Raw genomic sequence first — 18,311 nt, 5'->3', positions numbered from 1 at the left:
CACCGCAGCAGCAACGGCCTACGCCCCCGCATGGTCTGGAACGTGGCCTGGCGCGACCTGCTCTCTACCCTGCGCGACCGCCGCACGCTGCTGAGCACCATTTTGCTGCCGCTGCTGGTGCTGCCGCTGCTTACGCTGGGGATGCCGCTGCTGCTGGGCAACCTGATGGGCGGACAGGCGAAGGAAGCTCAGAAGGTCGGCGTCATCGGCACGCTGCCCGCAGAACTGCGCCGCACGCTGACCCGCAATGGAAGCGGCGGCACGGGCGTGGAACTCATTACGGTGAAAGACCCGGTGCAGGCGGTCCGCAGCGGCGAGGCGGAGGCCGTCCTCCGGGCGCCCAGCCCCCTGCCGACGCAGGCCGGCAACACGCAGGGCACGCTGGAGCTCTACGCCAAGCTCGGCAACCTCAAGAGCCAGACCGGGGCCTACGCCAAGGTCAAGGACGCGGTGGACACCTACAACCGCTCGCTCACCCGGCAGCGCCTGACCGCACTGGGCCTGAGCGAAACAGTGCTGACCCCGGTGCAGGTCAAACCCGTGGACGCCAGCCCCCCGCAGGAGCGCAGCGCGGGGATGCTCGCCTTCGTGGTGCCGATGCTGATGCTGAGTTTCCTGCTCAACGGCGGCATGGCGACGGCGCTGGACTCCACGGCGGGCGAAAAGGAGCGCGGCACCTTAGAGAGCCTGCTCATCTCCCCGGTGCGCCGGGGCGAGGTGGTGGCGGGCAAGCTGCTGGCGACCACGCTGATGGCGCTCGCCACCGGATTCTTCAGCCTGCTGGGGTTCCTCGGCACCGGGCTGGTGACGGCGGTCCTCTCCAAACGCGCTGTGGTGGACCCCGAGGCCCTTCAGGTGATGGGCGGGCAACTCACGCTGACCCTCGGCTCATTGGCGGCGATGGTGGTCATCGTGCTGAGCGTGGCGCTGCTGATCTCGGCGGTCCTGATCGCCCTGAGCATCTACGCCCGCTCGTACAAGGAAGCGCAGACCTACGTCTCGCCGCTCTCGCTGCTGATCGTCCTGCCGGCGGTCATGCTCCAGTTTTCCGACTTTCTCAAGGTGGGCGACTGGCTCTACGCCGTTCCCCTTTTCGGCAGCATGGTCGCCATTCTGGACGTGGTGAAGGGCCAGATCACGCCCCTGCACACGCTCGCCGCTGTCGTCGCCAACCTGCTTGGCACCGCGCTGCTCGGCTGGCTGGCGTGGCGGTCTTTCGGGCGGGAGGAAGTGATTTTCAGGAACTAGAGCATTTGATGGAATATGGAATGAGGTTGCCTCAGAACTGGTCTGGGTTCCCCCTCACCCCTTGCTTCGCAAGGCCCTCTCCCACAGGTGGAGAGGGTCAAAAACGCAAAACGCCCTTGTATCATCCAAAGCAAAGGCCCCAGCGCACATGCCGGGGCCTCTCTTTCTGCTTGCTAGGCGCTCAGTTCCCGCCCGCCAGCAAGATCGCCTTGTGCACGACCCAGCCCAGCACGATGCAGGTCGGAATGGTAAAGACCCACGCCTGCACGATTTTGCCGGCGACCTGCCACTTCACCTTTCTGAAGCCCTTGGTGGTGCCCACGCCCATGATGGCGCTCGAAATGGTGTGGGTGGTGCTGACCGGAATCCCCAGACTGGAAGCGCCGTCGATGATCAGCGCCGCGCTCGTTTCGGCCACGAAGCCGTCCACCGGCTTGAGGTCCACGACCTTGAAGCCCATCGTCTTGATGATGCGCCAGCCGCCAGTGGCGGTGCCCAGGCCCATAGCGGTGGCGCAGGCGTAGATCACCCAGTGAGGAATGATGTCGATCTGGCTGCCGAAGTAGGCGCTCAGGGCGAAGGTGATGATGCCCATCGTCTTTTGCGCGTCGTTGCGCCCGTGCGAGTAGGCCATGAACGCCGCGCTCAGGATTTGCAGGATACGGAAATTGCGCGTCACGGCGCGGGGTTTCATCCAGCGCAGCACCAGCCACGAGAGCAGCGTCATCAGGATGATCGGCGTCACGAACCCGAGAAGCGGGCTGTAGAGCAGGCCCTGCAACGTCTTGATGACGCCCTTGGGAATCACAGTGGCCCAGCCGCCCGCCGCTACGCCCGCGCCGACCATGCTGAAGATCAGGGCGTGGCTGGAACTGCTCGGCAAGCCTTTCCACCAGGTAAAGAGGTTCCAGACGACGGCACTGATCAGTGCGGCGGCCACTAGTCCCAGCGTGGCAAACTCGGGCGCGATGATGTCCTTGCTGACCGTCTTGGCGACGGCAGTGCCGGTCAGGGCGCCCACCACGTTCAGGACCGCCGCCATGGCGATGGCCTGCTGCGGTGTGAGCACCTTGGTGGCGACCGAGGTGGCAATCGCGTTGGCGGTGTCGTGAAAGCCGTTGATGAAGTCGAAGATCAGGGCAAGGGCGACGATGACGATCAGGACGATCAGTGCAGTTTCCATGCTGGCTCTGGTCTCCTCTGTCCCTTACGCGTTCTTGAGCAGGATGCTCTCGACGGTGCGAGCGATCCGCTGCGCCTGATCGGAGGCGTTTTCGATCAGGTTGAGAATCTCGCCCGAGCGCATCGCCACGATCATCTGCGGCACCTCGGTCACGCCGTCGTACAGGTGCCGGGCCACCTCGTCGCTGATGCGGTCGCCCTCGTCTTCCAGAGCGCGAATCTTCTGCGAGAGCTGGCGCAGTTCGTCGACCATCCTGCCGTCCTCGATCAGCGGCATTCCCTGCGCGAGCAGGGCGCACTGCTGCTCCACCACGCGGGCGAGCTGCGCCATCTGCGGCAGCGGACGCTCGATGCGGTAGAGGCTGAGCTTGCTGGCGGCTTCCTCCATATCGTCGACGAGGTCGTCGAGTTCGGCGTTGAGCGCCAGAATATCTTCGCGGTCGAACGGCACGATAAACGACTCGGCCAGCAGGTTGGTCACCTCACTGGTGATCCGGTCGCCCTCGTGTTCGAAGTCGAGAACGCGCTGGACCTTCCGTTCCACATCGGTGTAGTTCTCGAGCAGATCGACAAGGGCCTGCGCCGTCGCGTGGGCGTTCTGGGCGGCCTCGGCGAACTTGGCGGCAAACTTGGGGTTGTGGGGCATGAATTTTGACAAGACCATGACAATCCTCCTGATTCTCACCTACTATGTCAGGGAAATGTCAGCCGCAGTTCAGGGAGCCGTATTTCGCACTACTCTGAAGGCATGAAAGCCACCTGGAACGGTCAGATCATCGCCCGCAGCAGTGACACCGTGGTCGTGGAAGGCAACCACTATTTTCCATTGGAAAGCGTGCGCCAGGAGTTTCTGCGCCCCAGTGACACCCACACCGTCTGCCCCTGGAAGGGCACGGCGAGCTACTCCACCCTGGAGGTCGGAGGCGAGCGCAACCCTGACGCCGCGTGGTTTTACCCCGAACCGAAAGACGCCGCCCGGCAGATTCGCGGGCGGGTCGCCTTCTGGAAAGGAGTGCAGGTCCAGGAGGACTGAGCGGCCCGTCTCCCGGCTGCCCGTCCTCCCTCATCCTCAGCGCCTGAGCAGTTCGGCGGCGATGATGACCTTCTGGATTTCGCTGGTGCCTTCGTAGATGCGCAGCAGGCGCTGGTCGCGGTAGAAGCGCTCGAAAGGAGCGTCCTTGACGTAGCCCATGCCGCCCGCGACCTGCACGGCCTTGTCGGCCACCTGCGAGAGCATCTCGGTGGCGTGGTACTTGGCGACGCTCGCCATGCGCTTGACATCCTGGCCCTGGTCCACCATCCAGGCGACCTTTTGCCACAGCACCCGGCTGGTCTGGATGGCGACTTCCATCTCGGCCAGCATGAACTGCACCGCCTGGAACTCGGCAATCGGCTTGCCGAACTGCTCGCGGGTCTGGGCGTGCGCCACCGACAGGTCGAGCAGGCGCTGCATGGCTCCGGTCGAGCGGGCGGCGATGCCCACGCGCCCGTTCGTCAGGATGCCGAGCGCCTCGCGGTAGCCCCGGTTTTCCGGCCCCAGCAGGTTGGCGGCGGGAATCTCGGCGTCCTCGAAGATGACTTCGGCGGAGAGTGCGCCCTTCTGGCCCATCTTCTCGTCGATCTTGCCGATGCTCACGCCGGGGGTGCTCTGCGGTTCGACGAGGAAGGCGCTCATGCCGCGCGAGCCCTGCGCCGGATCGGTGATGGCGATGACGGTGAGCAGCCCAGCAATCGGCGCGTTGGAGATGTAGTGCTTGGTGCCGTTGAGCACGTACACGTCGCCTTTCTTGACGGCCTTGGTGCGGATGTTGCCCGCGTCGCTGCCGCTGCTCGGCTCGGTAATCGCAAAGCCCGCGATGCACTCGCCCGCCGCCATGCGCGGCAAGAAACGCTGCTTTTGCTCCTCGTTGCCGAGCTTGACCAGCCCGCTCGTACCAATGCTGGCGTGCGCCGAAATCATGCCGCCAAAGCCCATGTGCCCCTGCCCCATCGCCTCGTACACGGCGCAGCGGCCCAGACTGCTCAGGCCCACGCCGCCGTACTCCTCGGGAATGCTCAGCCCAAAGAGGCCGAGGTCGGCGGCTTCCTTGATGAGTTCGGGCGGAACGCTGTTGGTGTGCTCGATTTCTTGGGCGCGGTCCTCCACGCGGGTCAGCATGAAGTCACGGATGGTCGCCTGCACTTCGCGCAGGTCATCAGGCAAATTGAAATCCATTGTGCCGCCAGGGTACGCCGCGCACTCGGCCCGCACCGGCACTTGACTGAGCACTGGGGGTTGTCTTGACTCGGTATAAAATTTGCCGCTCGGCTGAACGCGAGCCGCTGAGCCCAACCTGGGCCGTTGACACATTCGGTCCTCTCCCCTACACTGCTTGAGCCTGAACGGGCATGGTGGAATTAGCTCAGTCGGTTAGAGCGCCGCTCTGTGGAAGCGGAGGCCGTGGGTTCAAGTCCCATATTCCACCCCACCTCGCCCCGCCTCTTAACACGGCGGGGTTTTTCCGTTCAGGCACCCATGCGAGGGTGGCGGAATTGGTAGACGCACTAGACTTAGGATCTAGTATCCGTAGGATGTGAGGGTTCAAGTCCCTTCTCTCGCACCAGCAAGATAGAAACAAGATAGAAAAAGGTCGTCCTGCCGGGCGGCTTTTTTCTTCGGTCCTCTCGCTGGCCGTTCATCCCGGCATTCATTCCCGGACGCGCCTAACAATCGTTTGTTTTGTCGCTTATTCTAGAGACGTATGGACAACTCAGCACGTTTCCGCACGCGGGCCGTTCACGCCGGGCATGGTCTCGACCCGGCGACCGGGGCGCACGCCATGCCGATCTATGCCACGTCCACCTTCGGGTATGGCGACGCGGCGCGCGGGCAGCGGCTCTTTGCCGGAGAGGAACAGGGCCACTTCTATTCGCGCCTGAGCAACCCCACCGTGCGGGCCTTCGAGGAAAAGCTCGCCAGCCTGGAAGGAACAGAGGACGCCCTCGCCTTTGCCAGCGGCATGGGAGCAGCGAGCGCCATTTTGTTGACGCTGCTGCGGAGCGGCGATGAGGTGGCTTTTCTCGCCCCGCTGTACGGCGGCACCGAGGGGCTGCTGCAAGACATGCTGCCCAAGTTCGGCATCCGGGTGTGGGAGGCCAAAGACCCGGCGGACCTGCGCGGGCGGCTGACCGACCGGACGCGGCTGGTGTGGCTGGAAACGCCGAGCAACCCCACCCTGCGCCTGACCGACCTGCGCGAAGTGGCCGACCTCGCCCACGGCGCCGGGGCGCGGCTGGTGGTGGACAACACCTTCAGCACCCCGTACCTGACGCGGCCTGCTGAGTTCGGGGCCGACCTCGTGATGCACTCGGCCACCAAGTACCTCGGTGGGCACGGCGACGTGATTGGGGGCGTAGTCGCCGGGGACGCCGCCACCCTGCTCGACCTGCGGTTGCACGGGCTGCGGCATGTCGGGGCCAGCCTCGGGCCGTTCGAGGCGTACCTGTTGCTGCGCGGCATGAAGACGTTGCCGCTGCGGATGGAGGCCCACTGCGCGGGGGCGCACCTTATCGCCGAGCGATTGGCGGCGCGGGGCGACCTGAAGGTGTACTACCCCGGCTTGCCTGAGCACCCCGGCCACGACCTCGCCCGGCGGCAAATGTCGGGGCGCTTCGGCGGCATCGTCAGCCTGGATCTCGGGGATTTTGCGGCCGCGCAGCAGTTTCTGGACGCGCTACAGCTCTTTACGCAGGCGGTCAGCCTCGGCGACGTGGAGAGCCTGAGCAGCCACCCGGCGAGCACCACCCACCAACTGCTCGGCGAGGAAGTGCTGAACGCGCACGGCATCGTGCCGGGGCTGGTGCGGTTGTCGGTGGGGATTGAGGACCCCGAAGACCTCTGGGCGGACATCGAGCAGGCGCTGAGGCAGGCGCGGCGCTGAGGGGTTCGGGGGGGAGGTGACGTTCGGGCTTGACTGGACGGGGCCGCCCCTCCGTGCCTCATACGGTTTTAATCCGATTCCCGAACATCCGGAAAGGCGCCGGATGCCCGTCCATCTCCTTAAAACCGTATTTTTTCTATCAATAGTCCGTGCAGTTTTGGAATTCAGCTAACCAAGCTGCGATAAACACGGCGTTTTTTGTCCCTCCCTCCTTGCGGGGGAGGTTGGGATGGGGGAGCGCAAATGGCGTCCTAGACAGCAAGATCTTGATCGCCCTCTGTAACGACCACAAAACTGCACGAACCATTGTTTCTATGCGCTCCGCGCAAAATTGCGCCCCGACATGTCCGGGACTCAATTTGAAGCCGTATCACAGCTCTGCCTCCTCCCAGGGTCAACGGTCTCGCGGGAGAGGGTCTCATACGGAGCTGAGCGGGCAATACCGCCCCGAGTGAACACTGCGGGGCACCGAAAAAGGCAGACCAGCTTATTGCCGGTCTGCCCTGGAAAGCCGTGTGGCCTCAGCCCACGCTGCTCTTGTCGTCGCTGTCGTCGCGGTCGGCGTCGCCCATGTTGGTGCTGGGCGGGTCGGAGGCGTCCATGCTCTGGGCGCTCATCACGTCGACCTTGTCCACGCCGTCCTTGTCGGCCATCGCAGCGGACTTGCTTTCGGCCTTGACGGCGGCGTCCAGTTCGCTCTTCTCGTCGTGGGTGCCCATGAACTGCAAGTCGACGTTGCTGATTTCGTCTTCGGTCTTGACTGGCTTGTTTCCGTTGTCGCTCATGGCCCTACGCTAGCAAGCCGGAGCCGCCCGCAGGCTGAGCCCGCCTTTATGTCCCGTGGGCAGTTTCAGGCCCTGGCCCTGTTGATACGGAGCTGATACGGTTTTAATCCGATTCCCGAACATCCGGAAAGGCACCGGATGCCCGTCCATCTCCTTAAAACCGTATTTTTTCCATGCGCTCCGCGCAAAACTGCGCCCAGGAATGTCCGGGACTCAATTTTAAATCGTCTTATACCCCCAACCGCAACACGCTCTGATTGCCGCGCAGCACGAAAACCAGGATGCCGGCCGCGGCCAGCGCCCCCGCCTGCCGCTCCAGGTCGCGCACCGTATCGGGCACGGCGGCCCACTGGCGGCGCGGGTTTTCACCGGGCTCCAGGTAAAAGCCCTCGGGCAGCGCCAGGATGGTCACGCGGCTGGCGGTGGCGCGCGCCCGCATGGCCTGCTCGGTGAGGACCGGTCCGCCGAGCATGGTCAGGATGATGAGGTTGCTGCCGCTGCGGGGAGGCAATATACGGGGCTCTCCCCCCGGTGTCAGCCGCACCTGCGCGAGCGCGAGCAGAGCCGCCTGCGCCGCGTCCTCCCCGCGTCCGGTGGGGGTCTGGGCGCCCGCCGTCGCCAGCGAAACAGGCAGCCCCAGCGCCAGCCCCTCGGTAATCAGACTGCTGGCGAGCCGCACCGCGCTTTCGAGGTAGATGTCGTTGCCCGCCGAGGTGTCGAGGTAAACGGTCAGGCTGCTCGCCGCCGTTCTTTCCAGTTCGCGCACCATCAGCCCGCCGCCCGGCTCGCCCGCCTGCCGCGCCGAGAGCCGCCAGTGGATGCGCCCCGGCGGGTCGCCGCTCACGTACTCCCGCGCCCCGCGCAGGCTGAGGGCATCTTCAAGGCCCAGCGTCCGCGACAGCCCGCCTTCCGAGAGCAGGGGCCGCAGCAGGTCGGGCAGCAGCAGGCCGTGGGTGCCGGGAAACACTTCGAGGCGGGTCGGCTCGTGCAGCGGGCGCGAGCGCCAGAACAGCCCCAGCGGGTCGGCCCAGCGCAGGGTAGCGCCCGGCCAGTCGAACTCGCCGCGGCGGCCCAGGATCACCCGCGTCTGGTGTTCGCTCTGGCGCTCGCCGAGCACGTCCCCCGCAAAGTTGACGGCGGCGCGGGGGACCACCGAGCCGGGCGTGGGGTCTTCGAGGACGTAGCGCACCGGCAGGCGACTGCGCAGGCCCAGCCGCACGGTCAGCGGCACCTCGCCGCCACTGAACCCGGCGCGGGGCAGCTCCCGCGTCAGCGTGACTTCCGGCGGCTGACGGTAGAGCCACCACAGCATCGCCGCGACGAACGCAAGGGCCAGCGCCCAGATCAGGGCGACCAGCAGCGAGGTCATGCGCCGCGCACCTCGGCTGTATTTCTCTCGCTTGGCCCCCTCTCGCCTGTCCCGCGCTCACCCATGTCGCGCTCACCGGGGCCTTTCTCCACCGGCACGGGTTCGGCGGCCAGCACCTCGCGCACCACGTCGGCGGCGCTCAGACCCTGCATCCGGGCCTCGATGCCCAGCGAGAGGCGGTGGGCCAGCACGCCCGGCGCCGCCTGCTGCACGTCGTCCGGCGTGACGAAGGTGCGCCCCTGCGTCCAGGCGAGGGCTTGCGCAACCCCCTGAAGCGCGAGGCTGGCACGCGGGCCGCCGCCGAGCGTGACCTGCGGGTGCTGGCGCGAGCGGGCGGCGAGCGCGGCGAGGTAGCGCCGGACATCGGAGCTGACCGTCACCTGCTGCACCTGCGCCTGCGCGGCGAGCAGGTCGGCGGGCGCGGCGACGGCCCGCAGATCCTGCAAGGGGTGGCGCTCCTGCAATCGCGCAAGCATCTCCACTTCCTGTTCCAGCGACGGATACCCCACCGAGAGCCGCAGCAAAAAGCGGTCGAGCTGCGCTTCGGGCAGGCGGTAGGTGCCCTCGTGCTCCACCGGGTTCTGGGTGGCGATGACGACGAAAGGCTGCGGCAGGCGGTGGGTCACGCCCGACTCGCTGACCTGCCCCTCCCCCATCGCCTCGAGCAGCGCGGACTGCGTTTTGGGGGTGGCGCGGTTGATTTCGTCGGCGAGCAGGATGCCGGTAAAAATCGGCCCCGGCACGAACTCGAAGGTGCCGGTGGCGGGCCGGAACACGCTCACCCCGGTCACGTCACTCGGCAGCAGGTCGGGGGTGAACTGCACGCGGCGAAAATCGAGGCCCAGGCTGGCGGCCAGCGCGCGCGCCAGCACGGTTTTGCCGGTGCCGGGCGCGTCTTCGAGCAGCACGTGTCCTCCGGCGAGAATGGCGGCGAGCGCGAGGCGGGTCACGTCTTCTTTGCCGACAAGCACGCGGGCGACGTTGGCGATGATTTCGGCGGCGAAAGGCTGGGTCTGGGGGGCGGGCGTCAGGCCAGGAGCCGTCGGGGTGGGTGCAGTCATAGGGTTCCTTCCGGGTCGGGGGGGCGCAGGAGGGGAGCGAGGTCGGCCACGCGCTCAGCGGCGGATTCGGCGGCGTCGGCGTCTTCGTCGGTCACGTGCCCGCCGTAGCGGACCGGCTCGTAGACGCGGGTGAGGGTCTGGAGCGGCGCGGCGAGGTCGGGCAACTGGGCACTCAGCCGCGCCGCGTACCCGGCGGGCGTTTCGGCGGGGGTGCGGGCGTGTCCGGCCTCCTGCAAAGCGTCCTCAGCGCGGCGATAAGCGAGGCGAACGCGGTGCAGGGCGGGCGCCGGGGCAGTGGCAGAAGCCGTATCGTCCGTCGCTTCCACGTCCTGAGCAGCGAGGCGCAGGCGGGGGCGCCGCAACCTGAGCAGCAGCAGACCGACAACAAGGACCGCGGCAGCCAACGTCACCCAGCTCAAGGCATTGAAAAATCCGGTGCCGTTGACGGTATGGGCCGCCTGTTCAGGCACCATTTCACGTATCTTTCGGCCTGCCTCTTTCATGGTGTCCTGCGTTTGTTCCAGGGTCTGGGAAGCAGTTTGCCCCTTGCCCTGAATCAGGAGCGCCGCGAGCAGGGTCAGGAGGAACGTCAGGGTCAGGCCTGCGACCATCAGTTTTTCCGGCAGGGTCAGGGCGGGCATCTTCTCGCCGCCTGTCGTGCGCCACAGGATGATCCCCAACGCTGCCAACAACAGAGCGCTGAACAGCAATAGCAGCTCGACAGGCGGCAGCGCCAGCCGGTCCTCATCGAACTTGACCATAAAGGGCGCGTTCGCCGCCGGCTTGGCCTGCCTTCGCGTGCCACTGTCCTCCGGCTTCAGACTCCAGTCCGAGGAGGTTTCCTCCTGCGGGGGGGGCGCGGCCTGCCGGGTCGCCACTTCCTGAACCTGTACTCGGGCGTGCGGCAGCAGTGCGCCGAGAAGAACCAAGGCAGCAGCGGCCCCGGCCACCGTGACCCACACCGGACGCTGCGTGGGCGCCCGCTGACTTGACAGGCGGTCGTCGGGGCCTTCACGCGCCAGCAGGCCCCCCAGCAGCGCGGGCACCAGCCCCCACTGCGGGGCGAAGAGCGCCGGCAACAGTACCAGCAGCAGCCCCCGGCGCTGGCCTTCTTCAAGCATGATCAGGGAAAAATGGAGCAGAAACACCAGCAGCAGTTGCAACAGATAGCCGGAAGCCAGGGCAATCAGGAGGCCGGGGCCGGCGCCCGAGTTCCACGCGCCGGGCACCTGCACCAGCGCCCCCACTGCAATCACGAAGAGAAACAGCAGCAGTCGCCCTGACCCCCACGCCGGAAAGCGCAGGCCGATCAGGATGACGGCGCTCAGGCCCAGGCAGATTCCCCAGGGCATCAGCCCCAGAAACGCCAGCGGCAGCAACGCCAGCAGCGCCCGGCGCCAGGGCACCGTCTGCGGCGACTCATCTATAGGAAGCGGACTAGCCGCCGTGGTCACACGGCACCCTCGATCTTAAGCTCAGTCGTATTAAGCACTGTCATGGTGCCGCTCACTATGCCGGACACGTAGAAAAGTTCCTAGTGCTGTCAGAGTGTTAGAGCGCCAGTGCCCACCGCCAGAGCCAAAAAACGGCCCCCACCACGCGGGCAGGGGCAGCTCAAAAGGCGGAGTTCAGTCGAGGAAGTCGCGCAGCTTGCGGGTGCGGCTCTCGTGGTACTTGAGCTTCCGCAGCGCCTTGTTCTCGATCTGGCGGATACGTTCGCGGGTCACGCTGAAGCGCTGGCCGACTTCTTCGAGGGTGTGCTCGCGGCCATCGACCAGCCCCTTGCGGAACTTGAGAACCATCGCCTCGCGCTCGGTGAGCTTGCCCAGCGCCTTTTCGAGCTCTTCGGAGAGCAGCGTCTTGGCGGCGTTGTCCACCGGCGAATCGAGGTTCTCGTCGGGGATAAAGTCGCCGTAGAAGCTGTCCTTCTCGTCACCGATAGGCGTTTCGAGCGAGACGGGCTCCTGGCTGACCTTCTGGACCTCTTCCACCTTGGCGGCGTCCCAGCCGGGGCCCATCGCTTCGGCGATTTCCTCGTGGGTCGCCTCGCGCGAGAGCTCCTGCTGGAGCTGCCGGGCGGTGCGGGTCAGCTTGTTGATGGTTTCGACCATGTGCACCGGGATACGGATGGTGCGCGCCTGGTCGGCGATGGCGCGGTTGATCGCCTGACGAATCCACCACGTCGCGTAGGTCGAGAACTTGTAGCGGCGGCGGTACTCGAACTTCTCGACCGCACGAATCAGGCCCTGGTTCCCTTCCTGAATCAGGTCGAGGAAACCCAGCCCACGCCCGGTGTACTTCTTGGCGATAGAGACGACCAAACGCAGGTTGGCTTCAATCAGGCCCTGCCGGGCGGCGGCGCCGTCTTCCATCTGGCGCATCAGGCGGCGGCGCGAGCGGTCGTCGAGGCTTTCGTCTTCTTCGAGCTGCTTGCGGGCTTCTTCGCCTTCCTCGATGCGGCGGGCGAGTGCGATTTCTTCTTCAAGGGTCAGCAGCGAAACGCGCCCGATCTCGTGGAGGTACTGGCGCACCGGGTCGTTGCTGACGGCGCGGGGCATATCGTCGAAGTACTTTTCCTCGTCGTCGTCCTGCTGCGCCTGGGCCGTACCGGGCACCGCGTCCTCGGTGTCGGCGTCGTCGCCTTCAAGTTCGTCTTCGTCCTCGTCGAGGTCCTGCACTTCGATGTTCTGCCCGGCGAGGTAGACCTGCATATCCTCGAAGGCGTCAGGGCTTTCGGGGTCGAGCCCATGCGCTTCGAGCGCGGCAGCCAGCGCCGTAGCGATATCTTCGCTCGCCAGGATGCCGGCGGCCTTGCCTGCCTTGAGCAGTTCCTGAATGCTGGGGTGCTGGTAGTAGGGCTTTTCAGCGGGGCCACCAGCGGCGGGTTTGACAGGCGCCGCCTTGGTCGCAGCGGCCTTGGTGCCGCCCGCCTTGGCCTTGGGCGCAGCTTTTGCGGGTGCCTCTTCAGCGGCTTCGGCACCCTCAGCGGCGGCAGCTTTCTTGGGCGCCGCCTTTTTGGCAGCAGCTTCTTAGGAGCTGCCGGCTTGTCGTCGGTCAGCTTCTCGTCGGCTGCCTTGGTGCTGGCTGCCGGCTTGGCACGGGCCTTTTTGGGAGCCGGTGCAGCTTCGGCGGTGTCGGTCGCAGCGTCTGCTGCCGCCTCGGGGGTCACCGCCTTTTTGGGCGCGGCTTTCTTTGCGGCAGGCTTGGCAGCGGGTTTAGGGGCCGGCTTGGGCGCGGGCGGGGCAGCGTCGGTGGCCTGGGCCGCCGGAGCCGCAGCGGGCGCCGCGTCGGCAGTCACCTTGCGGCGGGTGCGCGGCTTGTCGGGCGTGATGATTTTGCTCTCCGCCGGTGCCTCCTCGGCAACGGGCTTGGCCTTGGGACGAACGCGGGTTTTGACAGGTTCAGCCATTGAGGACTCCTGAGATGTGAAAATGGGGTGTGGGGGCCAGTGGCCTTAAGCGGGTCAGTCTAGCAGAGACCTTGCTCTGAGCCCCTCTCCGGTAAAGACGTGAGTAAGACGGACGACCAGGGACGCGTCGAGCAGGTCAGGAAAACACCAGGAGCGGCGAAACAACTTCGGGAAAGCAACAGCATTCGGACATCTCAGGGAATACGAGGTCAGAGGGTCAAAGGTTCCCACCCGCCGTTCGGACTCGCTCTCTTACTCCGCCCGCCGCAGTTCCAGCACCTTGAAGCCCTGCTCGCGGACCACTTCACGCACCGTGCCGAGCGCCCCGAGGGCCTGTTCGTAGGGCAGCGGCTCGTTGGCGACGAGGAACATCCGGCCACCGGGAACGAGGCGGCGCCCGGCGGTGGCGATGAATTCGCGGGCCACGTCGAGGACCACGCCGCGCCCGACATGAAACGGCGGATTGGTCAGCATCACGTCGAACTGCCGCTCGCCGAGGGCCGCGTCCACGTCGGAGTGAATGACCTCGCCGGGAAGCGCATTCGCGGCCAGCGTCCGCTCGCTGCTCCGCACGCTCTGGAGGTCGCCGTCTACTAGTGTGACTTGCCCGCCCCGGCTCGCCGCCCACGCCCCGATGAGGCCCGCGCCGCAGCCGAGGTCGAGGACGCGCTGGCCCGTCAGGTCAAGGTCCGCGAGATGGGTCAGCAAAATGGCCGTCGCCTTGTCGGGCTTGGCGGCGCTGAACACGCCGGGGAGGCCGACCACCTTGACGCCGAACGCCTCATACGTCTCCGGCTCAGGCAGCGGCGGCGTGGGGCCGGGGCGGCGCACCAGTTTGGCGACGCGCATCCCGCCGTCCCGCGCGACGACTTCACCGCTGCCGAAAGCCGCGCCCGCCTGCCGCACGTAGCGGTCGAAGCCCTTGTCCCGGTCGCCGGCGAGGTACAGCGTGCCGCCGGGAGGCGTGCAGGCGTGCGCCCACGCCACCTGCGCCTGCGCGTAGGCATTGCCCCGGTCGCCGGCGAGCACCAGCGCCACCGTGCGGGCGCGCTCGGGCCAGCGGGCGGAGAGGTCCTCGCCAGGGGTCGTGGCGTGCGCGTCGAGGCCAGCGGCGCGCAGGACCGTCAGCGCCGCCGCCGCGCCCTCCACCGCCCGCAGGTCACGCCCGGCAGGCTGGCGAGCAGGCCGCCTGCGCGGTGAGGTCGAGAACCTCGCCGCGCACCCGGTCCTTGCGCATCGTCTGGGCCAGCACCACCTGGGCCGCGTCCGCCTCGGGAAAGCCGCGCACGCCGGGCTTGGTGAGCGCCGAGAGGGGGTCGAGCCAGTGGGGCAACCGGGCCGGACGCACGTCGAAATACCCGCCCACTGCCGGGGCCACCGTCACGTCCTCACCGCTTTCGCCGCCGCGCCGTTGCCCGGTCTCGCGGGTGAGCCGAATTTTCTGCCTGGGCTTAGTGCCTCCAGGCCTGCCGCCTTGCTTTTTGCCGCCTGTCATCGGCTTTCCGTTTATCACAGCGCAGACGCCCAGACGCGGGGGCCACGCCGCAGTCGCCCAGCCTCTTGACAGGGAATCATGAGCGCCCTATACTTTCCTGTCGCCAACCAGGATGGGTTGGACAGGGGTTCTTTGCCGGAACGTGAATCACAAGTATACATGGCAACAATAGGTCTTTTTTCCGAGGAGCGCAGGCGAGAGCCGGCGGTCCCAGTTGCGCTTTTGGACCTGGACGAGAGCCGCAGCCCCGAGATTTCCAGCGTGCGAGGTGTGCATGACCCTGAGTAAGACTCCCCCCCGCATCGAGCGGTTCGGTGACATCACCGAAGTGATTCCGCTCCCCAACCTGACCGAAGTGCAGGTCAACTCTTTCAAAGCCTTTTTGCAAGACGACAAGGCCCCCGACCAGCGCGAAGACGTGGGGTTGCAAAGTGCTTTCCGCGAGGTCTTTCCCATCGACGAGTCCGAAAAGGGCCGCTCGACGGGCATGGTGCTCGACTTTATCGAGTATCGCCTCGGTGAACCCGAGTACAGCCCCGAGGAGTGCCGCGAAAAAGACCTGACGTATGAAGCGCCCCTCTACGTCAAGCTCGAACTGATTCACAAAGACACTGGCGTCATCAAGGGCTTCAAGCCCGACAGCCCGCCCGAAAGCTGGGTCTTCCTCGGCAACCTGCCGCTCATGACCTTCGACGGCTCGTTCATCATCAACGGCGCCGACCGCGTGGTCATCTCGCAGATCCACCGCTCGCCGGGCGTGTACTTCACGAGCTCCTACAAGGGCATCAAGAAGCAGTACACCGCCGCCATCATTCCCATGCCCAAGCGTGGCCCCTGGATCGAACTCGAGTTCGCGGGTGACGTGCTGGAAATGAAGGTCAACAAGCGCAAGTTCCCCGTCTCGCTGCTGCTGCGCGTGCTGGGCATGGACGACGCTTCGATTCGTGCGCTGTTCACCGAGTTCACGCCCGAAGTCGAACCCGGCGAAGACAAGAGCGCGGGCATGGGCGCCGACGAAGCCCTGCTGCGCCTGTTTACCGTGCTGCGCCCCGGCGACCCACCCAAGCGCGACAAGGCGATTCAGTACCTCTTCGGGCTGCTCGCCGACCCGCGCCGCTACGACCTGGGCGAACCGGGCCGCTTCAAGATGAACACCAAGCTGGGCGTGCAGCGTCAGGAACGCACCCTGCTGAAGTTCGAAGACGGCAAATTCAGCGACGCCGGGCTGGTGGACACCATCCGTTACCTGATGGCGCTGCAACAGGGCCTCGAAACTGTGCCGATGGTGGACGAAGACGGCGTGGTGACCGACGTGCCCGTTGCCGAAGACGACATCGACCACCTCGGCAACCGCCGCGTGCGCACCGTGGGCGAACTGCTCGCCGACCAGCTGCGCGTGGGCATGGGCCGCATGGCGCGTGGCGTGCGTGAGCGCATGCTGCTCGGCAACCCCGACGCCGCGACCCCCACCAAACTGGTCAACAACCGCCCCATCGTGGCAGCGATGCGCGAGTTCTTTGGCCGCTCGCAGCTCTCGCAGTTCAAGGACCAGACCAACCCGCTCTCCGATCTGCGCCACAAGCGCCGCATCTCCGCGCTGGGGCCGGGCGGTCTGACCCGCGAGCGCGCCGGCTTCGACGTGCGCGACGTGCACCGCACCCACTACGGGCGCATCTGCCCGATCGAAACGCCCGAAGGCGCCAACATCGGTCTGATTTCCTCGCTGTCGAGCTACGCCAAAGTCAACGACCTCGGCTTCATCATGGCGCCCTACCGCAAGGTGGAGGACGGCAAGGTGACCAATCAGGTCGAGTACATGACCGCCGATATCGAGGACCGTTACACCATCGCGCAGGCGAACAGCCCGCTCAACGAAGACAACACCTTCGCCGACGAGCGCGTGCTGGCCCGCCGCAAGGGTGACCCGCTGCTCTACACGCCCGACGAAGTCGATTACATGGACGTGTCGCCCAAGCAGATCGTGTCCATCAACACCTCGCTGATTCCCTTCCTGGAGCACGACGACGCCAACCGCGCGCTGATGGGTTCGAACATGCAGTCGCAAGCCGTGCCGCTTGTGCGTGCCGACTCCCCCGCCGTGGGCACCGGCGTCGAGCGCCGCGTGGTGACCGACTCGGGCACCAGCGTCGTGAGCGACGTGAATGGCCGCGTGAGCTACGTGGACGCCCGCGCCATTCAGGTGACGCTGAGCGAAGACCACCGCGAACTCAACATGAACGCGGGCAACGTCCGCACCTTTGAGCTGATCCGCTTTACCCGCTCCAACCAGGGCACCAACCTCGACCAGCACCCCATCGTGAGCGTGGGTGACGAGGTCAAGGTCGGCCAGGTCATCGCCGACGGCCCGGCGTCCGAGCGCGGGCGGCTGGCGCTGGGGCAGAACATCACCATCGCCATCATGCCCTTCGACGGCTTCAACTTCGAAGACGCCATCTGCATCAACGAAGACCTCGTGCGTCAGGACTTTTACACCTCAGTCCACATCGAGAAGGACGAGATCGAAGCCCGCGACACCAAGCTGGGGCCGGAAAAGATCACCCGCGATATTCCGGGCCTGTCCGAAGCCGCGCTGCGTGACCTCGACGAAGACGGCATCGTGCGCGTGGGCGCCGAAGTCAAGCCCGGCGACATCCTGGTCGGCAAGACCTCCTTCAAGGGCGAGTCCGAACCCACCCCCGAAGAGCGGCTGCTGCGCTCGATCTTCGGTGAGAAGGCCCGTGAAGTGAAAGACACCTCGCTGCGCGTGCAGTCGGGTCAGGGCGGCATCGTCGTCAAGACCGTGCGCTTCCGCCGCGGCGACGAAGGCGTGGACCTCAAGCCCGGCGTGCGCGAGATGGTGCGCGTGTACGTGGCCCAGAAGCGTCAGCTTCAGGTGGGCGACAAGGTGGCGAACCGCCACGGCAACAAGGGCGTCGTGTCCAAGATTGTGCGCCCCGAAGACATGCCTTACCTCGAAGACGGCACCCCCGTCGACATCGTGTTCAACCCGCTGGGTGTGCCTTCGCGCATGAACCTCGGGCAGATTCTCGAAACCCACCTCGGTGAAGTCGCGCGCCTGACCGGCCAGAAGTTCGAGACCCCGGTGTTCGACTCGGTGACCGAAGCGACCATCAAGGAAATGCTCGAAGTGGCCGCAGCCGAACGTCTCCAGGCCAGAAAAGACGACGGCTTCGAACTCGACAAGCGTGAGCAGGAAGTGCTCGACCGCGCCGGCAAGCTCGGTGTGATCGACGCCCCCGGCGACGACTACGAGAAGGGCCAGATGCAGCTCGCCCGCACCGGCAAGAGCATCCTGTACGACGGACGCACCGGCGAGCCGATCAGCGGCCCCGTGGTGGTCGGCATCATGTACGTGATGAAGCTCTACCACATGGTGGAAGACAAGCTGCACGCCCGCTCCACCGGCCCCTACTCGCTCATTACCCAGCAGCCGCTCGGCGGCAAGGCGCAGTTCGGCGGCCAGCGCTTCGGCGAAATGGAAGTGTGGGCCCTCGAAGCCTACGGCGCGGCGCACGTGCTCCAGGAAATGCTCACCATCAAGTCCGACGACATCGACGGCCGCGACGCCGCTTACCAGAGCATCGTCAAGGGCGAAGAAGTCTCGGGCAGCACCATCCCCGAGTCCTTCAAGGTGCTGGTCAAGGAACTCCACTCGCTCGGTCTGGACGTCGAGGTGCTCGACCACGGCGACAAGGCCGTGGACATCTTTGAAGGGATGATGCCCAAGCGCTAAGGCGCCTGCGGCACTGCCAACCCGTCGAGCACTGTCAAACCGTCTAAAGGTCAAACCGCCAACATCTTTCAGCCGTTCGACGGTGAGA

Annotated in this window: 13 protein-coding genes, 2 tRNA genes and 1 pseudogene; 6 read left to right on the top strand and 10 right to left on the bottom strand. The window is 66.0% G+C overall.

Annotated elements, in window-relative coordinates; genetic code table 11:
* Positions 1 to 30 precede the first annotated feature (30 nt).
* Entirely contained in the window at positions 31 to 1,248 is a 1,218-nt protein-coding gene (locus DR_RS04785) for an ABC transporter permease (RefSeq protein WP_010887571.1), read from the top strand.
* A 181-nt stretch (positions 1,249 to 1,429) separates the two neighbouring features.
* On the opposite strand, the gene DR_RS04780 is transcribed toward DR_RS04785, so the two are convergent.
* Positions 1,430 to 2,431 carry an inorganic phosphate transporter gene (locus tag DR_RS04780; protein ID WP_010887570.1) on the bottom strand — a complete coding sequence of 334 codons (1,002 nt, stop codon included), beginning with the start codon at positions 2,429 to 2,431 and terminating at the stop codon, positions 1,430 to 1,432.
* A 24-nt stretch (positions 2,432 to 2,455) separates the two neighbouring features.
* Positions 2,456 to 3,094: a DUF47 domain-containing protein gene (locus DR_RS04775; RefSeq protein ID WP_010887569.1), complete on the bottom strand. Its 639-nt coding sequence runs from the start codon at positions 3,092 to 3,094 to the stop codon at positions 2,456 to 2,458.
* Positions 3,095 to 3,178: 84 nt separating this feature from the next.
* Here DR_RS04775 and DR_RS04770 point away from each other — a divergent pair, with 84 nt between their 5' ends.
* A complete protein-coding gene (locus DR_RS04770) occupies positions 3,179 to 3,463 on the top strand; it encodes a DUF427 domain-containing protein (RefSeq protein ID WP_010887568.1) in 285 nt (94 codons plus the stop codon).
* A gap of 36 nt (positions 3,464 to 3,499) precedes the next feature.
* Here the strand turns inward: DR_RS04770 and DR_RS04765 are convergent, their stop codons facing one another.
* The gene (locus DR_RS04765; RefSeq protein WP_010887567.1) at positions 3,500 to 4,645 is read right to left on the bottom strand and encodes an acyl-CoA dehydrogenase family protein; all 1,146 of its coding nucleotides are present in this window, start codon (positions 4,643 to 4,645) and stop codon (positions 3,500 to 3,502) included.
* A gap of 176 nt (positions 4,646 to 4,821) precedes the next feature.
* Between DR_RS04765 and DR_RS04760 the strand changes: the two genes are divergently transcribed.
* The 3 genes from DR_RS04760 (at position 4,822) to DR_RS04750 (ending at position 6,350) form a co-directional block, all read left to right on the top strand.
* A tRNA-His gene (locus tag DR_RS04760) sits at positions 4,822 to 4,898 on the top strand.
* A 49-nt stretch (positions 4,899 to 4,947) separates the two neighbouring features.
* Positions 4,948 to 5,033, top strand: a tRNA-Leu gene (locus tag DR_RS04755).
* 138 nt (positions 5,034 to 5,171) lie between these two features.
* Positions 5,172 to 6,350, top strand: coding sequence for a trans-sulfuration enzyme family protein (locus DR_RS04750; protein ID WP_010887566.1), 1,179 nt, complete (start codon positions 5,172 to 5,174; stop codon positions 6,348 to 6,350).
* A gap of 521 nt (positions 6,351 to 6,871) precedes the next feature.
* Here DR_RS04750 and DR_RS04745 read toward each other — a convergent pair.
* From DR_RS04745 to DR_RS16675, 7 genes and pseudogenes are all read right to left on the bottom strand, one after another.
* Positions 6,872 to 7,135 (bottom strand): M-like protein, encoded by a 264-nt coding sequence (locus DR_RS04745; RefSeq protein WP_010887565.1) that lies wholly within the window; start codon positions 7,133 to 7,135, stop codon positions 6,872 to 6,874.
* Positions 7,136 to 7,364: 229 nt separating this feature from the next.
* Complete coding sequence (locus DR_RS04740) at positions 7,365 to 8,504, bottom strand: DUF58 domain-containing protein (protein ID WP_010887564.1); 1,140 nt, start codon at positions 8,502 to 8,504, stop codon at positions 7,365 to 7,367.
* On the bottom strand, positions 8,501 to 9,565 hold the full coding sequence (locus tag DR_RS04735; RefSeq protein WP_010887563.1) for an AAA family ATPase: 1,065 nt from the start codon (positions 9,563 to 9,565) through the stop codon (positions 8,501 to 8,503). Before DR_RS04735 ends, DR_RS04740 begins: the two co-directional genes overlap by 4 nt.
* Positions 9,562 to 11,019 carry a DUF4129 domain-containing protein gene (locus DR_RS04730; RefSeq protein WP_010887562.1) on the bottom strand — a complete coding sequence of 486 codons (1,458 nt, stop codon included), beginning with the start codon at positions 11,017 to 11,019 and terminating at the stop codon, positions 9,562 to 9,564. The genes DR_RS04735 and DR_RS04730 overlap by 4 nt, the downstream gene beginning before the upstream one ends.
* Before the next feature lie 174 nt (positions 11,020 to 11,193).
* Positions 11,194 to 12,974: pseudogene (gene rpoD / locus DR_RS04725) on the bottom strand (RNA polymerase sigma factor RpoD).
* A 252-nt stretch (positions 12,975 to 13,226) separates the two neighbouring features.
* Entirely contained in the window at positions 13,227 to 14,123 is an 897-nt protein-coding gene (locus DR_RS04720) for a class I SAM-dependent methyltransferase (protein WP_010887559.1), read from the bottom strand.
* 10 nt (positions 14,124 to 14,133) lie between these two features.
* Positions 14,134 to 14,469, bottom strand: a complete 336-nt coding sequence (locus DR_RS16675; protein WP_234944678.1) for a hypothetical protein — start codon at positions 14,467 to 14,469, stop codon at positions 14,134 to 14,136.
* A gap of 274 nt (positions 14,470 to 14,743) precedes the next feature.
* Between DR_RS16675 and DR_RS04715 the strand changes: the two genes are divergently transcribed.
* Positions 14,744 to 18,223, top strand: a complete 3,480-nt coding sequence (locus DR_RS04715) for a DNA-directed RNA polymerase subunit beta (protein WP_027479684.1) — start codon at positions 14,744 to 14,746, stop codon at positions 18,221 to 18,223.
* Positions 18,224 to 18,311 lie beyond the last annotated feature (88 nt).

It is taken from the genome of Deinococcus radiodurans R1 = ATCC 13939 = DSM 20539, assembly GCF_000008565.1.
Taxonomy (GTDB): Bacteria; Deinococcota; Deinococci; order Deinococcales; family Deinococcaceae; genus Deinococcus; species Deinococcus radiodurans.
The sequence above is the reverse complement of the archived record's forward strand: the minus strand, read 5'-3'. Positions and strand labels throughout refer to the sequence as shown.

Bases quoted from the DNA above. Each gene is read 5' to 3' on its own strand.
- DR_RS04765 (WP_010887567.1), bottom strand. From the start codon at position 4,645: ATGGATTTCAATTTGCCTGATGACCTGCGCGAAGTGCAGGCGACCATC.
- DR_RS04750 (WP_010887566.1), top strand. From the start codon at position 5,172: ATGGACAACTCAGCACGTTTCCGCACGCGGGCCGTTCACGCCGGGCAT.
- DR_RS16675 (WP_234944678.1), bottom strand. From the start codon at position 14,469: ATGACAGGCGGCAAAAAGCAAGGCGGCAGGCCTGGAGGCACTAAGCCC.
- DR_RS04785 (WP_010887571.1), top strand. From the start codon at position 31: ATGGTCTGGAACGTGGCCTGGCGCGACCTGCTCTCTACCCTGCGCGAC.
- DR_RS04770 (WP_010887568.1), top strand. From the start codon at position 3,179: ATGAAAGCCACCTGGAACGGTCAGATCATCGCCCGCAGCAGTGACACC.
- DR_RS04745 (WP_010887565.1), bottom strand. From the start codon at position 7,135: ATGAGCGACAACGGAAACAAGCCAGTCAAGACCGAAGACGAAATCAGC.
- DR_RS04740 (WP_010887564.1), bottom strand. From the start codon at position 8,504: ATGACCTCGCTGCTGGTCGCCCTGATCTGGGCGCTGGCCCTTGCGTTC.
- DR_RS04715 (WP_027479684.1), top strand. From the start codon at position 14,744: ATGACCCTGAGTAAGACTCCCCCCCGCATCGAGCGGTTCGGTGACATC.
- DR_RS04780 (WP_010887570.1), bottom strand. From the start codon at position 2,431: ATGGAAACTGCACTGATCGTCCTGATCGTCATCGTCGCCCTTGCCCTG.
- DR_RS04775 (WP_010887569.1), bottom strand. From the start codon at position 3,094: ATGGTCTTGTCAAAATTCATGCCCCACAACCCCAAGTTTGCCGCCAAG.
- DR_RS04735 (WP_010887563.1), bottom strand. From the start codon at position 9,565: ATGACTGCACCCACCCCGACGGCTCCTGGCCTGACGCCCGCCCCCCAG.